Origin of the sequence: Pseudomonas frederiksbergensis (assembly GCF_000802155.2) — a bacterium.
Taxonomy (GTDB): domain Bacteria; phylum Pseudomonadota; class Gammaproteobacteria; order Pseudomonadales; family Pseudomonadaceae; genus Aquipseudomonas; species Aquipseudomonas frederiksbergensis_A.
The window spans coordinates 17723-34053 of sequence record NZ_JQGJ02000008.1 but is presented as its reverse complement, the minus strand read 5'-3'; the positions used below and the strand labels follow the sequence as shown (position 1 = coordinate 34053).

The window sequence follows — 16331 nt, the reverse complement described above, 5'->3', positions numbered from 1 at the left end:
CAAGTGACTTGTGCGTATAATCGCCGGTCTATTTGCAGGGCTATTTTTGCCTGGGCTATCTTCCAGGCGTGTCCTGTCATTTTTTCGATCGAACCTTTACTTACCCTAGCCGTTTCCAACAAGAGAGCATGATGGGCGAATTCGATGCCATCCGACCTTACGACGACAGCGAAGTACCAGCGGTGCTGGCACGGCTGCTCAGCGACAAGGCGTTTCTAGATATCCTCACCCACTTCCGCTTCCCGCGCCTGGCCGGCGCTTTCGGCTGGATGCTCAAACCCCTTATAGCGCAGAAGTTGCGTCGTGAGTTCGCCGGTGTGACCTCGGTCGCCACCCTGCAGGACAAAGTGGAGTTCTACGTCGACCACACCATCGAGCGCGCCACCGATGGCGTGACCTACACCGGGGTGGAGCAATTCAAGTCCGGCAACGCGTACCTGTTCATCGCCAACCACCGCGACATCGTGATGGACCCGGCGTTCGTCAACTATGCCGTGTACCACGCAGGCCTGCCGACGCCGCGCATCGCCATTGGCGACAACCTGCTGCAAAAGCCGTTTGTCAGCGACCTGATGCGCCTGAACAAGAGCTTCATCGTGCATCGCTCCATCACCGGCCGGCGGGAAAAGATGGCGGCGTACCAATTGCTGTCGGCGTACATCAACCATTCGATCCGCAACGATTGCGCCTCGATCTGGATCGCCCAGGCAGAGGGCCGGGCCAAGGACGGTGATGACCGGACCGAGTCGGCGATCCTCAAGATGTTCCACATGAGCCGCAAGGACGAGCCGTTCGGCGAGGTCATCCGCTCGCTGAACCTCACGCCGGTGTCGATCAGCTACGAATACGACCCGTGCGACCAGGCCAAGGCCCGCGAGTTGTACATCCGTGCCACCACCGGGACCTACACCAAGGCACCGGGCGAGGACGACGTCAGCATCGCCAAGGGCATCACCGGCTATAAAGGGCGGGTCCACGTGAACTTCTCCGCGCCGATCACCGAGCTGTTCGAAGACACCAAGCAACTGGCGGCGGAAATGGACCGGCAGATTCTCGGCGGTTATCGGCTGTTCCCGGTGCATTACCTGGCCTACGCCCAATGGACGGATGCCGACCCGCAGCTACAGGTGCCAACGGCGGCCGAGGTGTTCGGTGCCGAGGAACTGGCGAAAGCTCAAGGGGAATGGCAACGTCGGCTGGATGCGTGCCCGGTGGAACAGCGACCGTTCCTGGTGCTGCAATATGCAACGCCGGTGCGTAACCAGTATCGGGTCAAGGCGGGGTTGCCGCTTTAAAGTAGCGAGTGTTTTTTCGTGGCGAGGGAACAAGCTCCCTCGCCACCAAAGCAGTTGTCGCCGACTGCGATCAGAGCTGCGTGCTGATCCAGGACATCAACAGCGCCACGCCCAGGCAGGCAAATCCGAATCGGTAGAAGAAACGGTTCATGCGCTGGGTGGCCAGGTCCAGCAGTGCTTCGAATCGTTCATTGCTTTCGCCGGTGCGCGCTTGAAGGCAAGCACGTGCTCGCTGTTCGCGACGGCGCGTCGCGTGCAATACCCAGCCACCCGGGCAGGCAAACAGCAGCGCGAGCAAGTTGATCAGTTTGGCGGGGTGGGCGGCGAACAGCGAAAACAATTGCAACGACATCACGGACCTCAAGCGAAAAACGGACGCCTTGCGCCCGGGACCTACGAACAGGGCGCGGATTCTACCGAAAGCCTGGCGCGCTGCATCGGTTTTTCCGACCGGTAACGATCCGCCCAGGCCAGGGCCACAAAAGAAGGTTAATTTTCATGTAACGGTTTCGTCATATGGATAGGCCACCCTGTCGCCCTCCAAACCCGTACGGAACCCGTCATGCTGCACGCCGAAAACCAGGATCGTCTCTACCTTATCAGCCCGAGCGACGAACAGCAGGCCCTTGTCGGCAGCTTGTCCTTCAACGTCCAGGACCGGCACTGGCTGGTGTATTGCGCCCTCGGCGGCCATCAACATGCCGACCTCCCGGAGACCGATCTGCTGACCGGCATCAGCGTGCTGGAGCTCTACTCCCAGGCCGCTTGACTCGCACCCATGAAAAAGCCCGCAGAAGCGGGCTTTTTCGTTCAAGCCAAACCTTACTCCGCCAGCACCTGACCAATGGTCGGGTCCTTGAACAGACGGGTCAGGGCATTGCTCAATACATCGCTGACCAGCTTGGTGTTGGTGTCCTGGTTGGGCGCCATGCCGAAGCGCTGATCCAGGGACGCGCCGTATCGACCGCTGTAGCGACGGTTCGCGTTCTGCACGTCGGAGCGGAAGGTTGCGCCGATTGTCGCCTCTGTCACGTACATGCCCTCCTTGGGCGACTGGTATTTCAGTTCGGCCAAGGTCACGGTCAGTTGCGGGGCATTCATTGCATTAGCGGTGGGCGTGAAGCCCAGCAAACGCACGGCCGCCTCGGCCTGCGCCTGCAATTTAGGCAGGATTTGCGCACCCTGCACCGTGATCACGCTGGTTTCCGGGTACAGCCCACCCCGCGTGCCGAGGGTCGGCGACGGACGACCATCAACGACCCGCACGACCACCGGCTGGCCGCGACCCACCGGCGCCAGCTGGGCGTTGAGCTTGGGCTCCGGGTTGAGTTGTTGCGGGCTGTGGGCACAGCCGACGAGGGTCAGACTGGTCACTGCGATCAAACCGAACAACAGGCGTTGCAACATGCTCTTCTCTCCAGAATCGGGCACAGACAGGCCGGCAGTATAGCGGTGCGCCATCGCGGCGAACTAGCGTCGCGGCATGAATACTGAAATGTCTGACACGGGCCTGGGTTGGGCGGTTCCTGTCACCCCGTTGTCATCGTCCTTAAACCTCGGCGTCATGGCTGGCTGTCAGGCTGTACCCAAGTTCCCCGGATACGGTACCTGACCATGCGCCACCTCATTTCCCTGTTCACCCCGCGCCCGCACCACCGCTGCTTCGCCCTGCTCGACCGCACCGGCCGCTGCCAGGCATTCAAGCAATGCAGCCTGCAGCCCATGGGCGATGGCTGGGTGGAAATCGAAGAGATCCGCCTCAACTGGTTGCATCAACCCTTGCCTGCCAGCGCCCTGGTACAACCGCCTCGTACTCGCTCACGTAACCGCCCGCTGTTGGCCGTCTGACCGCAAGGCTAATAAAAGTCATAAAACACGACCATTTCCGCGCGTTTCTTCGCTACAATCTCCCCCCGATTATAAGGACGTCTCCTGATCGGGCCTCGCAACGCCGCTGATGCGCTTGTATTGGCACCCCGCACCGCCCACAGAGAGCCGCCCACACAGATCGAGTGAAGCTGGCGCTTGCTGTTTTCCCTGGCAAATCACCGCTTTTCGCGAATCTGCAGAGCTGTCATTACGCTCGGTCACTGAGCTGTCTGCCCGTTTTGCCTGCCATGTATTGCATGGGGGCGACCAAACCGGGCGCGGTGCCAGGCTGGGACAGCCCTTTTTTGAGGTTCACGTCTTCAAAAGAGCGTGAAAAAACGGGTTTTCACTACTTCACAAGAGTGTGGCGAGCAAATGAAGAGTTTTGCGTCTGAACAAGCACCATCAGCGTCTGGAACAGCCCAACGACACAGGACCGGATATCGCTCAAGAACCGCCGCCTGAAGCCTGTCCGCTACGGATTTGGTTGCACGAACGGATGCCTCGGCCATAAGTCGAATTGCCCGCCCGGCGCTTAAATGAGTTCATGGGACTCTTGAGGCCAGGCTGCATGCATCCGCTGAGTTGCGAAAAATTGCGAAGATTCGGACATGGCGATTCCTGGCCATGGATACCTGGGGCGCAACTGAACTGCCCCGCTTCCTGGCCGCTATGCCGACAATTTGGTGCTGCAGATTTTGGAGACGCGTTAAATGGCGCATAACGAAGCAGTCGATGTAGTTCTGGTAGGGGCCGGCATCATGAGTGCCACCCTGGCCGTACTGCTCAAGGAGCTCGATCCCGCGATTTCGCTGGAAGTCGTCGAGCTGATGGACTCAGGTGCCGCGGAGAGTTCCAACCCCTGGAACAACGCCGGCACCGGTCACGCCGGGCTGTGCGAGCTGAACTACACCCCCCAGTCCGCCGATGGCAGTGTCGACATCAAGAAAGCCGTGCACATCAACACCCAGTTCGAGGTGTCGAAGCAGTTCTGGTCGTACCTGACCAGGAAGGGTACGTTCGGCTCGTCGAAATCCTTCATCGCCCCAGTGCCGCACCTGAGCTTCGTGCAGGGTGACAAAGGCGTGGAGTTCTTGAAGAAACGCTTCGAACTGATGCGCCAGCATCACGCCTTCGCCGACATGGAATACACCGAAGACCGCGACCAGATGGCAGAGTGGATGCCGCTGATGATGCCGGGCCGTCCGGCCGATGAAGTCATCGCCGCCACCCGCGTCATGAACGGTACCGACGTCAACTTCGGCGCCTTGACCAACCAGTTGCTCAAGCACCTGGGCAGCGCGCCGGACACCCAGATCAAATACTGCAAGCGCGTCACCGGCCTCAAGCGCAAGGGCGACGGTTGGACCGTGAGCATCAAGGACGTCAATTCCGGCAGCACCCGCGAAGTCGACGCCAAGTTCGTCTTCCTCGGTGCCGGTGGCGCCGCGTTGCCGCTGCTGCAAGCTTCGGGTATCGAAGAGAGCAAGGGCTTCGGCGGCTTCCCGGTCAGCGGCCAGTGGCTGCGTTGCGACAACCCGGAAGTGGTCAAGCATCACCAGGCCAAGGTCTACAGCCAGGCCGCCGTGGGCTCGCCACCGATGTCGGTGCCGCACCTGGACACCCGCGTGGTCGATGGCAAGAAATCCCTGCTGTTCGGGCCATACGCCGGCTTCACCACCAAGTTCCTCAAGCACGGTTCGCTGATGGACCTGCCGTTGTCGGTACGCGCCGGCAACATCGGCCCAATGCTGGCCGTGGCCCGGGACAACATGGACCTGACCAAGTACCTGATCAGCGAAGTGATGCAATCGATGGAGCAGCGCCTGGAATCCCTGCGCCGTTTCTACCCCGAGGCGAAAGCCGAGGACTGGCGCCTGGAAGTGGCCGGCCAGCGAGTGCAGATCATCAAGAAAGATCCGGAAAAAGGCGGCGTCCTGCAATTCGGCACCGAACTGGTGGCAGCCAAGGACGGCACCCTCGCCGCCCTGCTCGGCGCCTCCCCAGGTGCTTCGGTGACCGTTTCGATCATGCTGGAACTGATCGAGCGCTGCTTCCCTGAAAAAGCCAAGGGAGAGTGGGCCACCAAGCTCGCGGAAATCTTCCCGGCTCGGGAAAAAGTGCTGGAAACCGATGCAGCGCTGTACCGCAAGATCAATGCGCAGAACAACGTTGCGCTGGAACTGGTTGAAGAAAGCAGCGAAACCCAAAGCTACGCTTGATTCGACCGGCAAGAAAAAACGCCCCGTTCTCCATGAGAGCGGGGCGTTTTTTTTTGCAGCTGTTGTGGCGAGGGAGCTTGCTCCCGCTGGCCTGTGCAGCAGGCCTGAACCAATCAGCCGCGAGCTTTTTTGATCAACTCGATATATTCCTCCGCATTGCGCTGATCATGGATCAACGCAATGAAATCGTTGCCATGCTCGTCCTTGCCATCAAGGTCGTAGCCGGCCTCGATGAAAAACGCCAGGAAGCGCTCGAAGTCGTCGACACGCAGCCCACGATAGGCCTTGATCAGTTTGTGCAGCGACGGCGACGTAGCATCGACCGGTTCAAAATTGAGGAACAGCTTGATCTGTTCGTCGCCAATCTCGTCACCAATCACTTGTTTCTTGTCTTTACGCATTGCCGGCTCCAGCTCGCACAATTCACGGGGCGGGCAGTTTACCCCCGGCGGGCGTTGCGGCTCAACGCGGGCGTGCGGTGCCGGTGTGCAGGTCGGCCCAGATATGGCCGTTTGCGTAGCTGAGAAATTGCACGTACACCGTGTCGTTGCGCAATAGATCGATGACGACTCGGTACTGGGCCTGTGGGTAAGACAGGGTCAGGGTCTTGCTCGCCTCGTCGTACACAGGTTTTTTCAGGCTTTTGCTTTCGCCGTCAAAATTGAGGATCACCTGGCTGATGGTCGCGCCTTTGTTCAAGGGCTTACCTTTTAGGCGCACCATCAATGGCGAGGTGACCGGGATCGGCTGCTGGTTTGAAGGCCGCTGGTTACCCAGCACCACCGAATATTCGGTGACTTGCAGCAACTGCTGCTGTTCGGGCTGCTCCTGGCGCGCCACCAGATCGTCGGGGGGCAGGAACTGGCTGTGCATCGGCGCGCCCATGGCTGCCAAGGGCAGGCTGGTGATCAACAGCAAAGTGGCGTAGCGGCGGATCGATACACGCATGACAGGCTCCGGGGGCTTGGCTGGGCACGCTAGCATCCATGGAAAAAATAAGCGACCCGGGTCAATACATTCGGGCATCCGGCGCGGCATACTCAAAGGGCCATCAAGCCCGACGCCGAACGCATTGCCTTTGTGGCGAGTCGCTCGGTGGGGCGGGAGGTATCGCCCGGTTCAACTTCGCCAGGAGTATCCATGTCCTTCTCCGCCCCACCGCTCTTCGCCGCCTGGCGCCAAGCTTGGCGTGCCGGTTATACATTCGAACGCCTGCGCGGCGACCTGGTGGCCGGGCTGACGGTCGGTGTAATCGCCATTCCCTTGGCGATGGCCCTGGCGATCGCCGTTGGCGTGGCGCCGCAGCATGGGTTGTACACGGTGCTGGTGGCGGCGCCCTTGATCGCCCTGACCGGCGGCTCGCGCTTCAACGTGAGCGGGCCGACGGCGGCCTTTGTGGTCATCCTGCTGCCCATCACCCAGCAATACGGGCTGGGCGGCCTGCTGCTATGTACGATGCTTGCCGGCTTGATTCTGATCGCCCTGGGATTGATGCGTGCAGGGCGGTTGATTCAATACATCCCTTATCCGGTCATCCTCGGCTTCACCGCCGGTATCGGCGTCGTGATCGCCACGCTGCAACTCAAGGACCTGTTGGGGCTGACCACCGCAGGGCAAGCCAAGCATTACATCGAACAGCTCGGCGAACTGCTCGTGGCATTGCCCAGCGCACATCTGGGTGACGGGATTATCGGTGCCGCGTGCCTGGCTGTGCTGATTGCCTGGCCGCGCTGGGTCCCACGGGTCCCGGGGCACCTGGTGGCGTTGCTGGTGGGCGCGCTGTTGGGGCTGGCGCTGGAGCGCCTCGGCTTGCCCATCGCAACATTGGGCGAACGCTTCAGCTATGTCGTCGATGGCGTCACCTACCCGGGCATCCCGCCTTTACTACCGAGTTTCGATTGGCCATGGAACCTGCCGGACGGCCAAGGCAGGGCGCTGGTGCTCTCCTACGACCTGTTTCGTCAATTACTCGGGCCGGCTTTCGCCATCGCCATGCTTGGCGCCATCGAATCACTGTTGTGCGCCGTGGTGGCGGACGGCATGACCGGAAGCAAGCATGACCCCAACGCCGAATTGGTCGGCCAAGGCCTGGGCAATCTCGTGGCCCCGCTGTTCGGCGGCATCACCGCCACCGCCGCGATTGCCCGTAGCGCCACCAACGTGCGCAGCGGTGCGACATCGCCGTTGGCGGCAATCATCCACAGCCTGGTGGTGTTGGTGGCAATTGTATCGCTGGCGCCGTTGTTCAGTTATTTACCCATGGCCGCCCTCGCCGCGCTGCTGGTGATCGTGGCCTGGAACATGAGCGAGGCCGGGCATGTGCTACACACGCTGCGTATAGCGCCGCGCAGCGACGTGCTGGTCTTGCTGACCTGTCTTGGCCTGACGGTGCTGTTCGACATGGTGTTGGCGGTCGCCGTCGGCCTGTTGCTGGCCGCCGGGCTGTTCATCAAGCGCATGAGCGAACTGACCGACAGCGCCGAACTGCCGCGCGATGTCCATCGAGCCTTGCTGGACATGCCCGAGCACGTGCGCTGCTATGCGATCCGTGGGCCACTGTTCTTTGGCGCGGCGGAAAAAGCATTGGATGTGCTGCGCAAGTTCGATCCGGGTGTGCGGGTGGTGATTGTGGACATGAGCGCCGTGCCGATGCTGGACATGACGGCACTGGCCGTCCTGGAAAATATCCTGAAGGATTACCGCAAGCACGGCATCGGCCTGATACTCGTGGGAACCGCGGCACGGGTGCGCCTGAAAATGCGTCGCGCCGGGGTTCATCGCGAGCAGCGCCAGTTGGCGTACGTGCAGACGCTGGAGCAGGCGCGGGTCAAGAGCGAAAAATGGCTGGCCGCGAGCGTCGCGCACTCAAGACTGGTGTGATGTGTGGCGGGGGGCGCTTGCTCCCTCGCCACACAAGCTTTCCTGTACTCACCCCATCAGCCGAACAAGGCATGATCCAGGAAGGCCGGGCCGGTCATCTGGTTACATCCCCTTGACGGCAAAGATACCGTTGGCGTTGCGCCAGTAGCCTTTGTAGTCCATGCCATAACCGAAAATGTAGCGGTCGATGCACGGCAGACCAACGAAATCGGCCTTCAGGTCGGGACGGGCCTTGCGGTCGTGGTCCTTGTCGATCAGCACGGCGGTGTGCACCGCGCGGGCGCCGGCGTGTTTGCAGAAATCGATGATCGCGCCCAGGGTATGACCTTCGTCGAGGATGTCGTCGATGATCAGTACGTCGCGGTCGATGAACGAGACTTCCGGCTTGGCTTTCCAGAACAGGTCGCCGCCGCTGGTTTCGTTGCGATAACGGGTCGCGTGCAGGTAGGACGCTTCCAGCGGGAAGTTCAGATAGGTCAGCAGCTTGCCGGAGAAAATCAGCCCGCCGTTCATCACGCAGAACACGACCGGATTGCTTTCAGCCAACTGATCGTTGATTTGCGCACCGACACGGGCAATTGCCGCTTCGACTTCAGCTTCGGTGTACAGGCAGTCAGCCTCTCGCATGACTTGACGGATATGCTCGAGATCAGCGGACATGGCGCTCTCCAGGGGTGGCAGTTCGGAAAAGCGGGCAAAGGTACGCATCCCGCCCGGCCAGATCAAGCGTTTGTGGACTAACGTTCTGTATTGTCTATAGGACAACACCCTCGGATAGATTAATCTAGGCCGGTTTTTTTGCCCGCCGCCGGAGCCTTCCCCATGCCCATCCTCGAGATCCGCCATCCGCTGATCAGACATAAACTCGGCCTGATGCGCCGTGCAGACATCAGCACCAAGAACTTCCGCGAGCTTGCCCAGGAAGTCGGTGCCCTGCTCACCTACGAAGCCACCAAGGACCTGCCGCTGGAATCCTACGAGATCGCCGGCTGGGCCGGCGCGGTGCAGGTGGAAAAGATCGCCGGCAAGAAGATCACCGTAGTGCCGATCCTGCGCGCCGGTATCGGCATGCTCGAAGGCGTGCTCAGCCTGATCCCGGGCGCCAAGGTCAGTGCGGTGGGCGTGGCTCGCAACGAGCAGACCCTGCAGGCCCATACCTACCTGGAAAAACTGGTGCCGGAAATCGACGAGCGCCTGGCGATGATCATCGACCCGATGCTCGCCACCGGCAGTTCGATGGTCGCCACCATCGACCTGTTGAAGAAAGCCGGTTGCCGGGACATCCGTGCCATGGTGCTGGTCGCCGCGCCCGAAGGCATCAAGGCCGTGGAAGATGCCCACCCCGACGTGACCATCTACACCGCGTCCATTGACCAGAAACTCAACGAACATGGCTACATCATCCCGGGCCTGGGCGATGCCGGCGACAAGATCTTCGGCACCAAGCAGAAGGACGCCTGAGCATGCAGGACGAATTCAACGATCCGCTCTGGCGTCAGGTGCTGTCCGGCGCACAGATGCTGTTCGTCGCCTTCGGCGCGCTGGTGCTGATGCCGCTGATCACTGGCCTGGACCCCAACGTGGCACTGTTCACGGCGGGCCTGGGGACGATCCTGTTCCAGATCGTCACCGGGCGCCAGGTGCCGGTGTTCCTGGCGTCGAGCTTTGCCTTCATCACGCCGATCATTCTCGCCAAGGGCCAGTTCGGCCTGGCGGCGACCATGGGCGGCGTGATGGCGGCCGGTTTCGTTTACACGTTCCTGGGCCTGGCGGTGAAGATCAAGGGCACCGGGTTCATTGATCGCCTGCTGCCGCCGGTGGTGATCGGTCCGGTAATCATTTCCATCGGCCTGGCGATGGCGCCGATCGCCGCCAACATGGCCATGGGCAAGGCCGGCGACGGTACCGAGCTGATTCATTATCAGACCGCGATGATGATTTCGATGCCGGCGCTGCTCACCACGTTGATCGTCGCGGTGTTCGGCAAGGGCATTTTCCGCCTGGTGCCGATTATCTCCGGCGTGCTGGTGGGCTTTGCCATGGCGTTTTTCTTCGGTGTCGTCGACACCGCGAAGATCGCCGCGGCGCCATGGTTCGCCCTGCCCGCCTTCACCGCACCGGAGTTCAACTGGCAGGCGATCCTGTTCATCGTACCCGTTGCCCTGGCACCAGCCATCGAGCACATCGGCGGCGTCATTGCCGTGGGCAGCGTGACCGGTCGCGATTACCTGAAGAAGCCGGGCCTGCATCGCACGCTGTTCGGCGACGGCGTTGCCACCACCGCAGCCGGCCTGTTCGGGGGCCCGCCCAACACCACATACGCCGAAGTGACCGGCGCGGTGATGCTGACCAAGAACTACAACCCGAAAATCATGACCTGGGCCTCGATTTTCGCCATCAGCCTGGCGTTCATCGGCAAGTTCGGCGCGTTGCTGCAAAGCATTCCGGTGCCGGTGATGGGCGGGATCCTGTGCCTGTTGTTCGGCTCGATTGCGGCGGTGGGCATGAACACGCTGATCCGCCACAAGATCGACCTGGGCGAAGCCCGCAACCTGGTGATCGTTTCGGTGACGCTGGTGTTCGGCATTGGCGGCGTGCTGGTCGGCACCGGTACCGGTCCGGACGATTTCGGCCTCAAGGGCATCGCGTTGTGCGCCGTGGTGGCGATCGCGCTGAACCTGATCTTGCCGGGCAATGACGGTTGGAAGCAGAAGAAGGCGGATGAGCCGATTGTGTAATTCAACCGGTCTGTAATGTGGCGAGGGCGCTTGCCCCCGCTCGACCGGGCTGGCGCCCCCGTGCGAAGCGCTCGCAAGATCTGGGGTTGCTGCGCAACCCAGCGGGAGCAAGCTCCCTCGCCACAGGTTGTATTACAAAGCCAAGGGCGCCCGTTCGCAAAGGGTGCTCAACGCCTGCGCCCAGTGCGGATCGTCATTGAGACACGGCACCAACACCAGCTCCTCCCCTCCCGCTTCGCAAAATTGCTCTCGGCCACGGTCGCCGATTTCCTCCAGCGTCTCGATGCAATCGGCCACGAACGCCGGGCACATCACCAGGACTTTCTTCACGCCACTCTTGGCCAGTTCGTCCAGGCGCGCTTCGGTGTAGGGTTCGATCCACTTGGCGCGGCCCAATCGCGACTGGAACGACACCGACCACTTGCCCTCCGCCAGTCCCATGCGCTGGGCGAACAGTTCAGCGGTGCGGATGCACTGGGCGCGATAACAGGTCGCCATGACTTCCGGCGGCGCGTTCTTGCAGCAGTCGGCGTCCTTGAAGCAGTGATAGCCCGTAGGGTCGAGCTTGGTCAGGTGCCGCTCAGGCAAGCCGTGGAAACTCAGCAGCAGGTGATCGTGGTCCTGCATCAGGTACGGCTTGGCGCTGGCAACCAGGGCATCGAGGTACTCCGGCTGGTCGTAGAAAGGCTGGAGAATCGAGAATTTCACGTCGAGCCTCTTCTCCCGCACGACCCGTTTCGCTTCCTCGATGACCGTGGTGACCGTGCTGTCGGCAAATTGCGGATACAACGGGGCCAGGGTGATGTTCTTGTGCCCCTGGCTCGCCAGGCGTACCAGGGTGGACTCCAGCGACGGCTCGCCGTAACGCATCGCCAGTTCTACCGGGCCCTGTTTCCATTGAGCGGCCATGGCCTGTTGCAAGCGCCGGCTGAGCACCACCAGGGGCGAGCCCTCTTCCCACCAGATCGAGGCATAGGCATGGGCCGACTGCTCGGGGCGCTTGATCAGGATCAGCGACACCAGCAACCGCCGGATTGGCCAAGGCAGGTCGATCACGTACGGGTCCATCAGAAATTGATTGAGGTAGCGGCGTACATCGGCCACCGAGGTGGAGGCAGGCGAACCCAGATTCACCAGAAGCAACGCGTGATCGGTCATGCAACGTCCTATTTCAAAGGCGACCCGACAAGTCTTCCAGGGCCGCAGGCAAATCAGTGAACCGGAATGAAAACCCCGCCGCCAGCAATCGGGCCGGCGTGGCGCGCTGGCCGCCCAGCAACAGCAGTGACAACTCCCCCAACACAACCTTCAGCGCAAGCTCCGGCATTGGTACCACAGCCGGGCGATGCAACACGTCACCCAAGGCCTTTGCAAAATCGCGGTTGCGCACCGGGTTCGGCGCGCAGGCATTATAAGGACCGCTGGCATCACTGCGGTGCAGAAGAAAATCAATCAGGGCGATTTGATCGTCAATATGAATCCAAGGCATCCATTGCCTCCCGCTGCCGATACGCCCGCCCAGCGCGAGTTTGAAGGGCAGCAGCAGCCGCGACAAAAAGCCGCCCTCGGCCGACAGGACCAGGCCGGTGCGGACCAGTACCACACGCATGCCCAGGGCCTCGGCCCGCTGCGCGGTTTCCTCCCAGGCGATGCATAGCTGGCTGGCGAAGTCCTCGCTGACCGGCCCCGATTCTTCGGTCAACTCACGCTCGCCACCGTCGCCGTACCAACCCACGGCAGAGCCGGAAATCAGCACCTGCGGTCGCTGCTCGCAACGCTCAAGCCAGGCGAGCAATGTCTCGGTCAGGGTGATGCGGCTGCTCCATAGCAATATCTTGCGCTTGTGGCTCCAGGGGCGATCGGCAATGGGCGCGCCAGCCAGGTTGACCACTGCGTCCACCGACTCGGCAAGCTCATCGAGCGTGGCGATGCCACGTACCTGCGCACCGCAGATTTCCGCCACCTGTTCGGGTCGACGACTCCAGACCGTCAAGCGATGTCCTTGCTCCAACCAGTGCCGGCAGAGCTGACGACCGATCAAACCAGTACCGCCGGTCAGCAATATGTGCATGAGGTGTTCCTCGCATCGCGTTTTACCCGGCCCATTAGTCTATTTTTATAAGTAGAGCTTTTTCATGTTGGACAGGTCTGTTTCTAACAATAGGACAACCTGCCAAAACGCGAACGGTAAAACTTATACCAAAAATCAAAATTGTACAGGATTAAACGACGGCGTAGTCTGTACAGAAAGTAAACGAGGCCCTCATGACTGTACCTATCGCAATCATCGGCACCGGCATCGCCGGACTTTCCGCTGCCCAGGCCCTGACGGAGGCTGGGCACGTCATTCAACTCTTCGATAAAAGCCACGGCAGCGGCGGACGCATGTCGAGCAAGCGCAGCGACGCCGGCGCGCTCGATATGGGCGCCCAGTATTTCACCGCCCGGGACCGACGCTTCGTCACGGAAGTGCAACGCTGGCAAGCCAACGGCTGGGCGGCGGAGTGGAACCCGCAGCTCTATCACTTCCAGGACGGGCAGATGAGCCCATCGCCGGACGAACAGACCCGCTGGGTCGGCACCCCGCGCATGAGCGCCATTACCCGCGCCCTGCTCGGCGATTTGCCGGTGCAGTTCTCCTGCCGCATCACCGAGGTGTTTCGTGGCCAGGAGCATTGGCACCTGCAGGACGCCGAAGGATTCACCCATGGCCCGTTCGGCCAGGTGGTCATCGCCACGCCTGCACCGCAGGCGACCGCATTGCTCGCCGCCGTGCCGAAACTGGCTGGTGTAGCCGCCGGGGTAAAAATGGACCCTACCTGGGCCGTCGCGCTGGCCTTCGAACAGCCCTTGGACACCCCAATGGAAGGCTGCTTCGTGCAGGACAGCCCCCTCGACTGGCTGGCGCGCAACCGCAGCAAGCCGGGGCGCGACAGCAAGCTCGACACCTGGGTGCTGCATGCCACCAGCGACTGGAGCCGCCAGCACATCGACATGTCCAAGGAAGCGGTCATCGAACACCTGCACGGCGCGTTCGCCGAGCTGCTGCACAGCGCCATGCCCGCTCCCAGCTTCAGCGTGGCCCATCGCTGGCTGTACGCCCGCCCCGCCGGCAGTCACGAATGGGGAGCACTGGCCGACGCCGACCTTGGATTGTACGTGTGCGGCGACTGGTGCCTGTCCGGCCGGGTCGAAGGGGCCTGGCTCAGTGGGCAGGAAGCCGCGCGCCGGTTGCACGCAAGCCTCCAGTAGATCGCTGATACGCGTCTCTCGCTGCTGTCGCAACAGACAGCAGCCCATCTGCGCCAACCCTGGCATCACTCCATTCATTCAATTGCCGGTTGACTTGTGCTCATTCGGACCTATGATTGAAAATATTGTACAACACAATAAATCTGTACAAGATTTTTAGCCCAGAGGTTGCCCATGCCCAGCGAAGCCAACGCCAAACCCCGGATTGCCATCAGCGCGTGCCTGATGGGCGCTGAAGTTCGCTTCAATGGCGGGCACAAGCAATCCCCGTTGTGCAGCCGCACGCTCAGTGAGTATTTCGATTTCGTCCCGGTATGTCCTGAAGTCGCCATCGGCCTGGGCATTCCCAGGGAACCGATCCGGCTGGTCGGCCAACCCGAGCAGCCCCGCGCGGTCGGCACGGTAAACCGCGATCTGGACGTCACCCGACCGCTGGACGATTACGGTCGGAAAATGGCCGAGGAGTTGGACGACATCTGTGGCTACATCTTCATGCAGAAATCGCCATCCTGCGGCCTGGAAAGGGTCAAGGTCTACGACCACAACGGCGTCCCCCAGGACGGCGGCGGCCGCGGCATCTACGCCCAGGCCTTTTGCGAGCGCCACCCAGACCTGCCGGTGGAGGAAGATGGCCGCCTCAACGATCCGGTATTGCGCGAGAACTTCCTGACGCGTGTGTTCGTCTATGCCGCGTGGCAACCGCTGCGCCGACGCGACCTGACCCGGCGCGATCTCATCGCATTTCATTCGCGTTATAAATACCTGCTGATGGCTCATGACCCGGTGCAGTACAAGGCCTTGGGCAACCTGCTGGGCAACATGGGCAAGTCCGATCCCAACGAGTTGGGCCCGCGGTACTTCAGCGCGCTGATGGCGGCCCTGAAGAAATGCGCCACCCGTCGAACCCACGCCAATGTACTTCAACATTTGAGCGGCTACCTCAAGCGCGCCATAGGCACCGATGACAAGCAGGAAGTGCAGCATCTCATCGGGCAGTATCGCCTCGGTATCGTGCCCTTGGTGGTGCCGCTGACCCTGCTCAAGCATCACCTGCGCCAGCATCCCGACCCGTATCTCGCGCAACAGGTATACCTGCAACCCCACCCGGAAAATCTCAGTTTGCGAAACGCCATTTGATGAACGACGAACCCGACTCCAGCGCCAGCGAAGACCTCGGCGCCGACTTTGCCACAGCACTGGCGCAAGGCTGGCTGCCCATACGCGAAGTGTCCAGACAAACCGGCGTCAACGCCATTACGCTACGCGCCTGGGAGCGCCGCTATGGCTTGATCGTGCCGCACCGCACGCCCAAGGGCCATCGCTTGTTCAGCCCCGAGCATGTGCAACGAATCCAGAGCATTCTCACCTGGATCAATCGCGGCGTGGCGGTGAGCAAGGTCAAGCCGCTGCTCGATACTGCGCAGCCGCCTGACGAACCCTTGGAAGATGAATGGCAGCGCCAGCGCCATGCCCTTGCGCTGGCGGTGACACAACTGGCGGAGCGGCAAGTCGATCACCTGGTCAACCAGGCGATGGCCCTTTACCCGCCCTGGACTGTTTGTGAACAGTTGCTGTTGCCCTTGCTCGCCGAATTGCAAACGCGTTGGCAAGGACAGTTCGGCGCGCAATTGGAGCAGGTGTTCTTTTATTCCTGGCTGCGCAGCAAGTTCGGCAGCCGGGTCTATCACAACAACCGTCAGTTGCACGGCGCACCGCTGCTGCTGGTCAACCATTCCCAATTGCCCCAGGAACCCCACCTGTGGCTGACAGCCTGGCTCGCCAGCAGCGCCGATTGTCCTGTAGAGGTCTTCGATGCGCCCCTGCCGGCGGGCGAATTGGCACTGGCGGTCGAACGCCTCAAGGCCCGCGCCGTGTTGCTGTATTCAAGTAATGCCTTGAACCTGTCCCAATTGCCAAGGCAACTGAACGCTGTCGACTGCCCCATCATCATCGCCGGCCCGGCTGTGTCCATTCACCACGCCAGGTTATCCACAGACGTCTCGATGACTAACGTCACGTGGGCCGAAGACCCGCTCTGCGCCCATGCCGAACTCAATCGCCGAGCGCTTCTTTAA

General features: G+C 61.4%; 17 protein-coding genes. 10 read left to right on the top strand and 7 right to left on the bottom strand.

Annotation, left to right across the window (positions count from 1 at the left end; translation table 11 throughout):
• Positions 1–128 precede the first annotated feature (128 nt).
• Positions 129–1295 (top strand): 1-acyl-sn-glycerol-3-phosphate acyltransferase, encoded by a 1167-nt coding sequence (locus tag JZ00_RS16305; RefSeq protein ID WP_039592174.1) that lies wholly within the window; start codon positions 129–131, stop codon positions 1293–1295.
• A gap of 70 nt (positions 1296–1365) precedes the next feature.
• On the opposite strand, the gene JZ00_RS16300 is transcribed toward JZ00_RS16305, so the two are convergent.
• Positions 1366–1647 carry a lipoprotein gene (locus JZ00_RS16300; RefSeq protein WP_039592175.1) on the bottom strand — a complete coding sequence of 94 codons (282 nt, stop codon included), beginning with the start codon at positions 1645–1647 and terminating at the stop codon, positions 1366–1368.
• 210 nt (positions 1648–1857) lie between these two features.
• On the opposite strand from JZ00_RS16300, the gene JZ00_RS16295 reads away from it, so the two are divergent.
• Positions 1858–2064, top strand: coding sequence for a hypothetical protein (locus tag JZ00_RS16295; RefSeq protein ID WP_039592176.1), 207 nt, complete (start codon positions 1858–1860; stop codon positions 2062–2064).
• Positions 2065–2117: 53 nt separating this feature from the next.
• On the opposite strand, the gene JZ00_RS16290 is transcribed toward JZ00_RS16295, so the two are convergent.
• A complete protein-coding gene (locus JZ00_RS16290; protein ID WP_039592177.1) occupies positions 2118–2702 on the bottom strand; it encodes a YajG family lipoprotein in 585 nt (194 codons plus the stop codon).
• Positions 2703–2909: 207 nt separating this feature from the next.
• Here JZ00_RS16290 and JZ00_RS16285 point away from each other — a divergent pair, with 207 nt between their 5' ends.
• Together JZ00_RS16285 and mqo are read left to right on the top strand one after the other, a co-directional pair.
• Positions 2910–3143, top strand: coding sequence for a hypothetical protein (locus tag JZ00_RS16285; protein WP_039592178.1), 234 nt, complete (start codon positions 2910–2912; stop codon positions 3141–3143).
• A 734-nt stretch (positions 3144–3877) separates the two neighbouring features.
• Positions 3878–5386: a malate dehydrogenase (quinone) gene (mqo, locus tag JZ00_RS16280; RefSeq protein ID WP_039592179.1), complete on the top strand. Its 1509-nt coding sequence runs from the start codon at positions 3878–3880 to the stop codon at positions 5384–5386.
• Between the two features lie 113 nt (positions 5387–5499).
• On the opposite strand, the gene JZ00_RS16275 is transcribed toward mqo, so the two are convergent.
• A complete protein-coding gene (locus JZ00_RS16275; protein ID WP_039592180.1) occupies positions 5500–5787 on the bottom strand; it encodes a PA4642 family protein in 288 nt (95 codons plus the stop codon).
• A gap of 61 nt (positions 5788–5848) precedes the next feature.
• Positions 5849–6334 carry a hypothetical protein gene (locus tag JZ00_RS16270; protein ID WP_039592181.1) on the bottom strand — a complete coding sequence of 162 codons (486 nt, stop codon included), beginning with the start codon at positions 6332–6334 and terminating at the stop codon, positions 5849–5851.
• Positions 6335–6526: 192 nt separating this feature from the next.
• Here JZ00_RS16270 and dauA point away from each other — a divergent pair, with 192 nt between their 5' ends.
• Positions 6527–8266 (top strand): C4-dicarboxylic acid transporter DauA, encoded by a 1740-nt coding sequence (gene dauA, locus JZ00_RS16265; protein ID WP_039592182.1) that lies wholly within the window; start codon positions 6527–6529, stop codon positions 8264–8266.
• A gap of 102 nt (positions 8267–8368) precedes the next feature.
• Here dauA and JZ00_RS16260 read toward each other — a convergent pair whose 3' ends face one another.
• Positions 8369–8926, bottom strand: a complete 558-nt coding sequence (locus tag JZ00_RS16260; RefSeq protein ID WP_030138595.1) for a hypoxanthine-guanine phosphoribosyltransferase — start codon at positions 8924–8926, stop codon at positions 8369–8371.
• 162 nt (positions 8927–9088) lie between these two features.
• On the opposite strand from JZ00_RS16260, the gene upp reads away from it, so the two are divergent.
• Together upp and JZ00_RS16250 are read left to right on the top strand one after the other, a co-directional pair.
• On the top strand, positions 9089–9727 hold the full coding sequence (upp, locus tag JZ00_RS16255; protein WP_039592183.1) for a uracil phosphoribosyltransferase: 639 nt from the start codon (positions 9089–9091) through the stop codon (positions 9725–9727).
• A 2-nt stretch (positions 9728–9729) separates the two neighbouring features.
• Positions 9730–11004 (top strand): uracil-xanthine permease family protein, encoded by a 1275-nt coding sequence (locus tag JZ00_RS16250; RefSeq protein WP_039592184.1) that lies wholly within the window; start codon positions 9730–9732, stop codon positions 11002–11004.
• Between the two features lie 132 nt (positions 11005–11136).
• Here the strand turns inward: JZ00_RS16250 and hemH are convergent, their stop codons facing one another.
• The gene (gene hemH / locus JZ00_RS16245) at positions 11137–12162 is read right to left on the bottom strand and encodes a ferrochelatase (RefSeq protein WP_039592185.1); all 1026 of its coding nucleotides are present in this window, start codon (positions 12160–12162) and stop codon (positions 11137–11139) included.
• Between the two features lie 13 nt (positions 12163–12175).
• Positions 12176–13075, bottom strand: a complete 900-nt coding sequence (locus JZ00_RS16240) for a TIGR01777 family oxidoreductase (RefSeq protein WP_039592186.1) — start codon at positions 13073–13075, stop codon at positions 12176–12178.
• 194 nt (positions 13076–13269) lie between these two features.
• On the opposite strand from JZ00_RS16240, the gene JZ00_RS16235 reads away from it, so the two are divergent.
• The 3 genes from JZ00_RS16235 (at position 13270) to JZ00_RS16225 (ending at position 16331) form a co-directional block, all read left to right on the top strand.
• Positions 13270–14256, top strand: a complete 987-nt coding sequence (locus tag JZ00_RS16235; RefSeq protein WP_039592187.1) for an NAD(P)/FAD-dependent oxidoreductase — start codon at positions 13270–13272, stop codon at positions 14254–14256.
• A gap of 174 nt (positions 14257–14430) precedes the next feature.
• Entirely contained in the window at positions 14431–15393 is a 963-nt protein-coding gene (locus tag JZ00_RS16230; protein WP_039592188.1) for a YbgA family protein, read from the top strand.
• Positions 15393–16331: a MerR family transcriptional regulator gene (locus JZ00_RS16225; RefSeq protein WP_039592189.1), complete on the top strand. Its 939-nt coding sequence runs from the start codon at positions 15393–15395 to the stop codon at positions 16329–16331. Before JZ00_RS16230 ends, JZ00_RS16225 begins: the two co-directional genes overlap by 1 nt.

Coding starts and splice junctions, on each gene's coding strand:
- JZ00_RS16270 (WP_039592181.1), bottom strand. CDS start 6,334: ATGCGTGTATCGATCCGCCGCTACGCCACTTTGCTGTTGATCACCAGC.
- JZ00_RS16285 (WP_039592178.1), top strand. CDS start 2,910: ATGCGCCACCTCATTTCCCTGTTCACCCCGCGCCCGCACCACCGCTGC.
- JZ00_RS16240 (WP_039592186.1), bottom strand. CDS start 13,075: ATGCACATATTGCTGACCGGCGGTACTGGTTTGATCGGTCGTCAGCTC.
- JZ00_RS16225 (WP_039592189.1), top strand. CDS start 15,393: ATGAACGACGAACCCGACTCCAGCGCCAGCGAAGACCTCGGCGCCGAC.
- JZ00_RS16290 (WP_039592177.1), bottom strand. CDS start 2,702: ATGTTGCAACGCCTGTTGTTCGGTTTGATCGCAGTGACCAGTCTGACC.
- JZ00_RS16250 (WP_039592184.1), top strand. CDS start 9,730: ATGCAGGACGAATTCAACGATCCGCTCTGGCGTCAGGTGCTGTCCGGC.
- hemH (WP_039592185.1), bottom strand. CDS start 12,162: ATGACCGATCACGCGTTGCTTCTGGTGAATCTGGGTTCGCCTGCCTCC.
- JZ00_RS16260 (WP_030138595.1), bottom strand. CDS start 8,926: ATGTCCGCTGATCTCGAGCATATCCGTCAAGTCATGCGAGAGGCTGAC.
- mqo (WP_039592179.1), top strand. CDS start 3,878: ATGGCGCATAACGAAGCAGTCGATGTAGTTCTGGTAGGGGCCGGCATC.
- JZ00_RS16295 (WP_039592176.1), top strand. CDS start 1,858: ATGCTGCACGCCGAAAACCAGGATCGTCTCTACCTTATCAGCCCGAGC.
- JZ00_RS16305 (WP_039592174.1), top strand. CDS start 129: ATGATGGGCGAATTCGATGCCATCCGACCTTACGACGACAGCGAAGTA.
- upp (WP_039592183.1), top strand. CDS start 9,089: ATGCCCATCCTCGAGATCCGCCATCCGCTGATCAGACATAAACTCGGC.
- JZ00_RS16235 (WP_039592187.1), top strand. CDS start 13,270: ATGACTGTACCTATCGCAATCATCGGCACCGGCATCGCCGGACTTTCC.
- JZ00_RS16230 (WP_039592188.1), top strand. CDS start 14,431: ATGCCCAGCGAAGCCAACGCCAAACCCCGGATTGCCATCAGCGCGTGC.
- JZ00_RS16300 (WP_039592175.1), bottom strand. CDS start 1,647: ATGTCGTTGCAATTGTTTTCGCTGTTCGCCGCCCACCCCGCCAAACTG.
- JZ00_RS16275 (WP_039592180.1), bottom strand. CDS start 5,787: ATGCGTAAAGACAAGAAACAAGTGATTGGTGACGAGATTGGCGACGAA.
- dauA (WP_039592182.1), top strand. CDS start 6,527: ATGTCCTTCTCCGCCCCACCGCTCTTCGCCGCCTGGCGCCAAGCTTGG.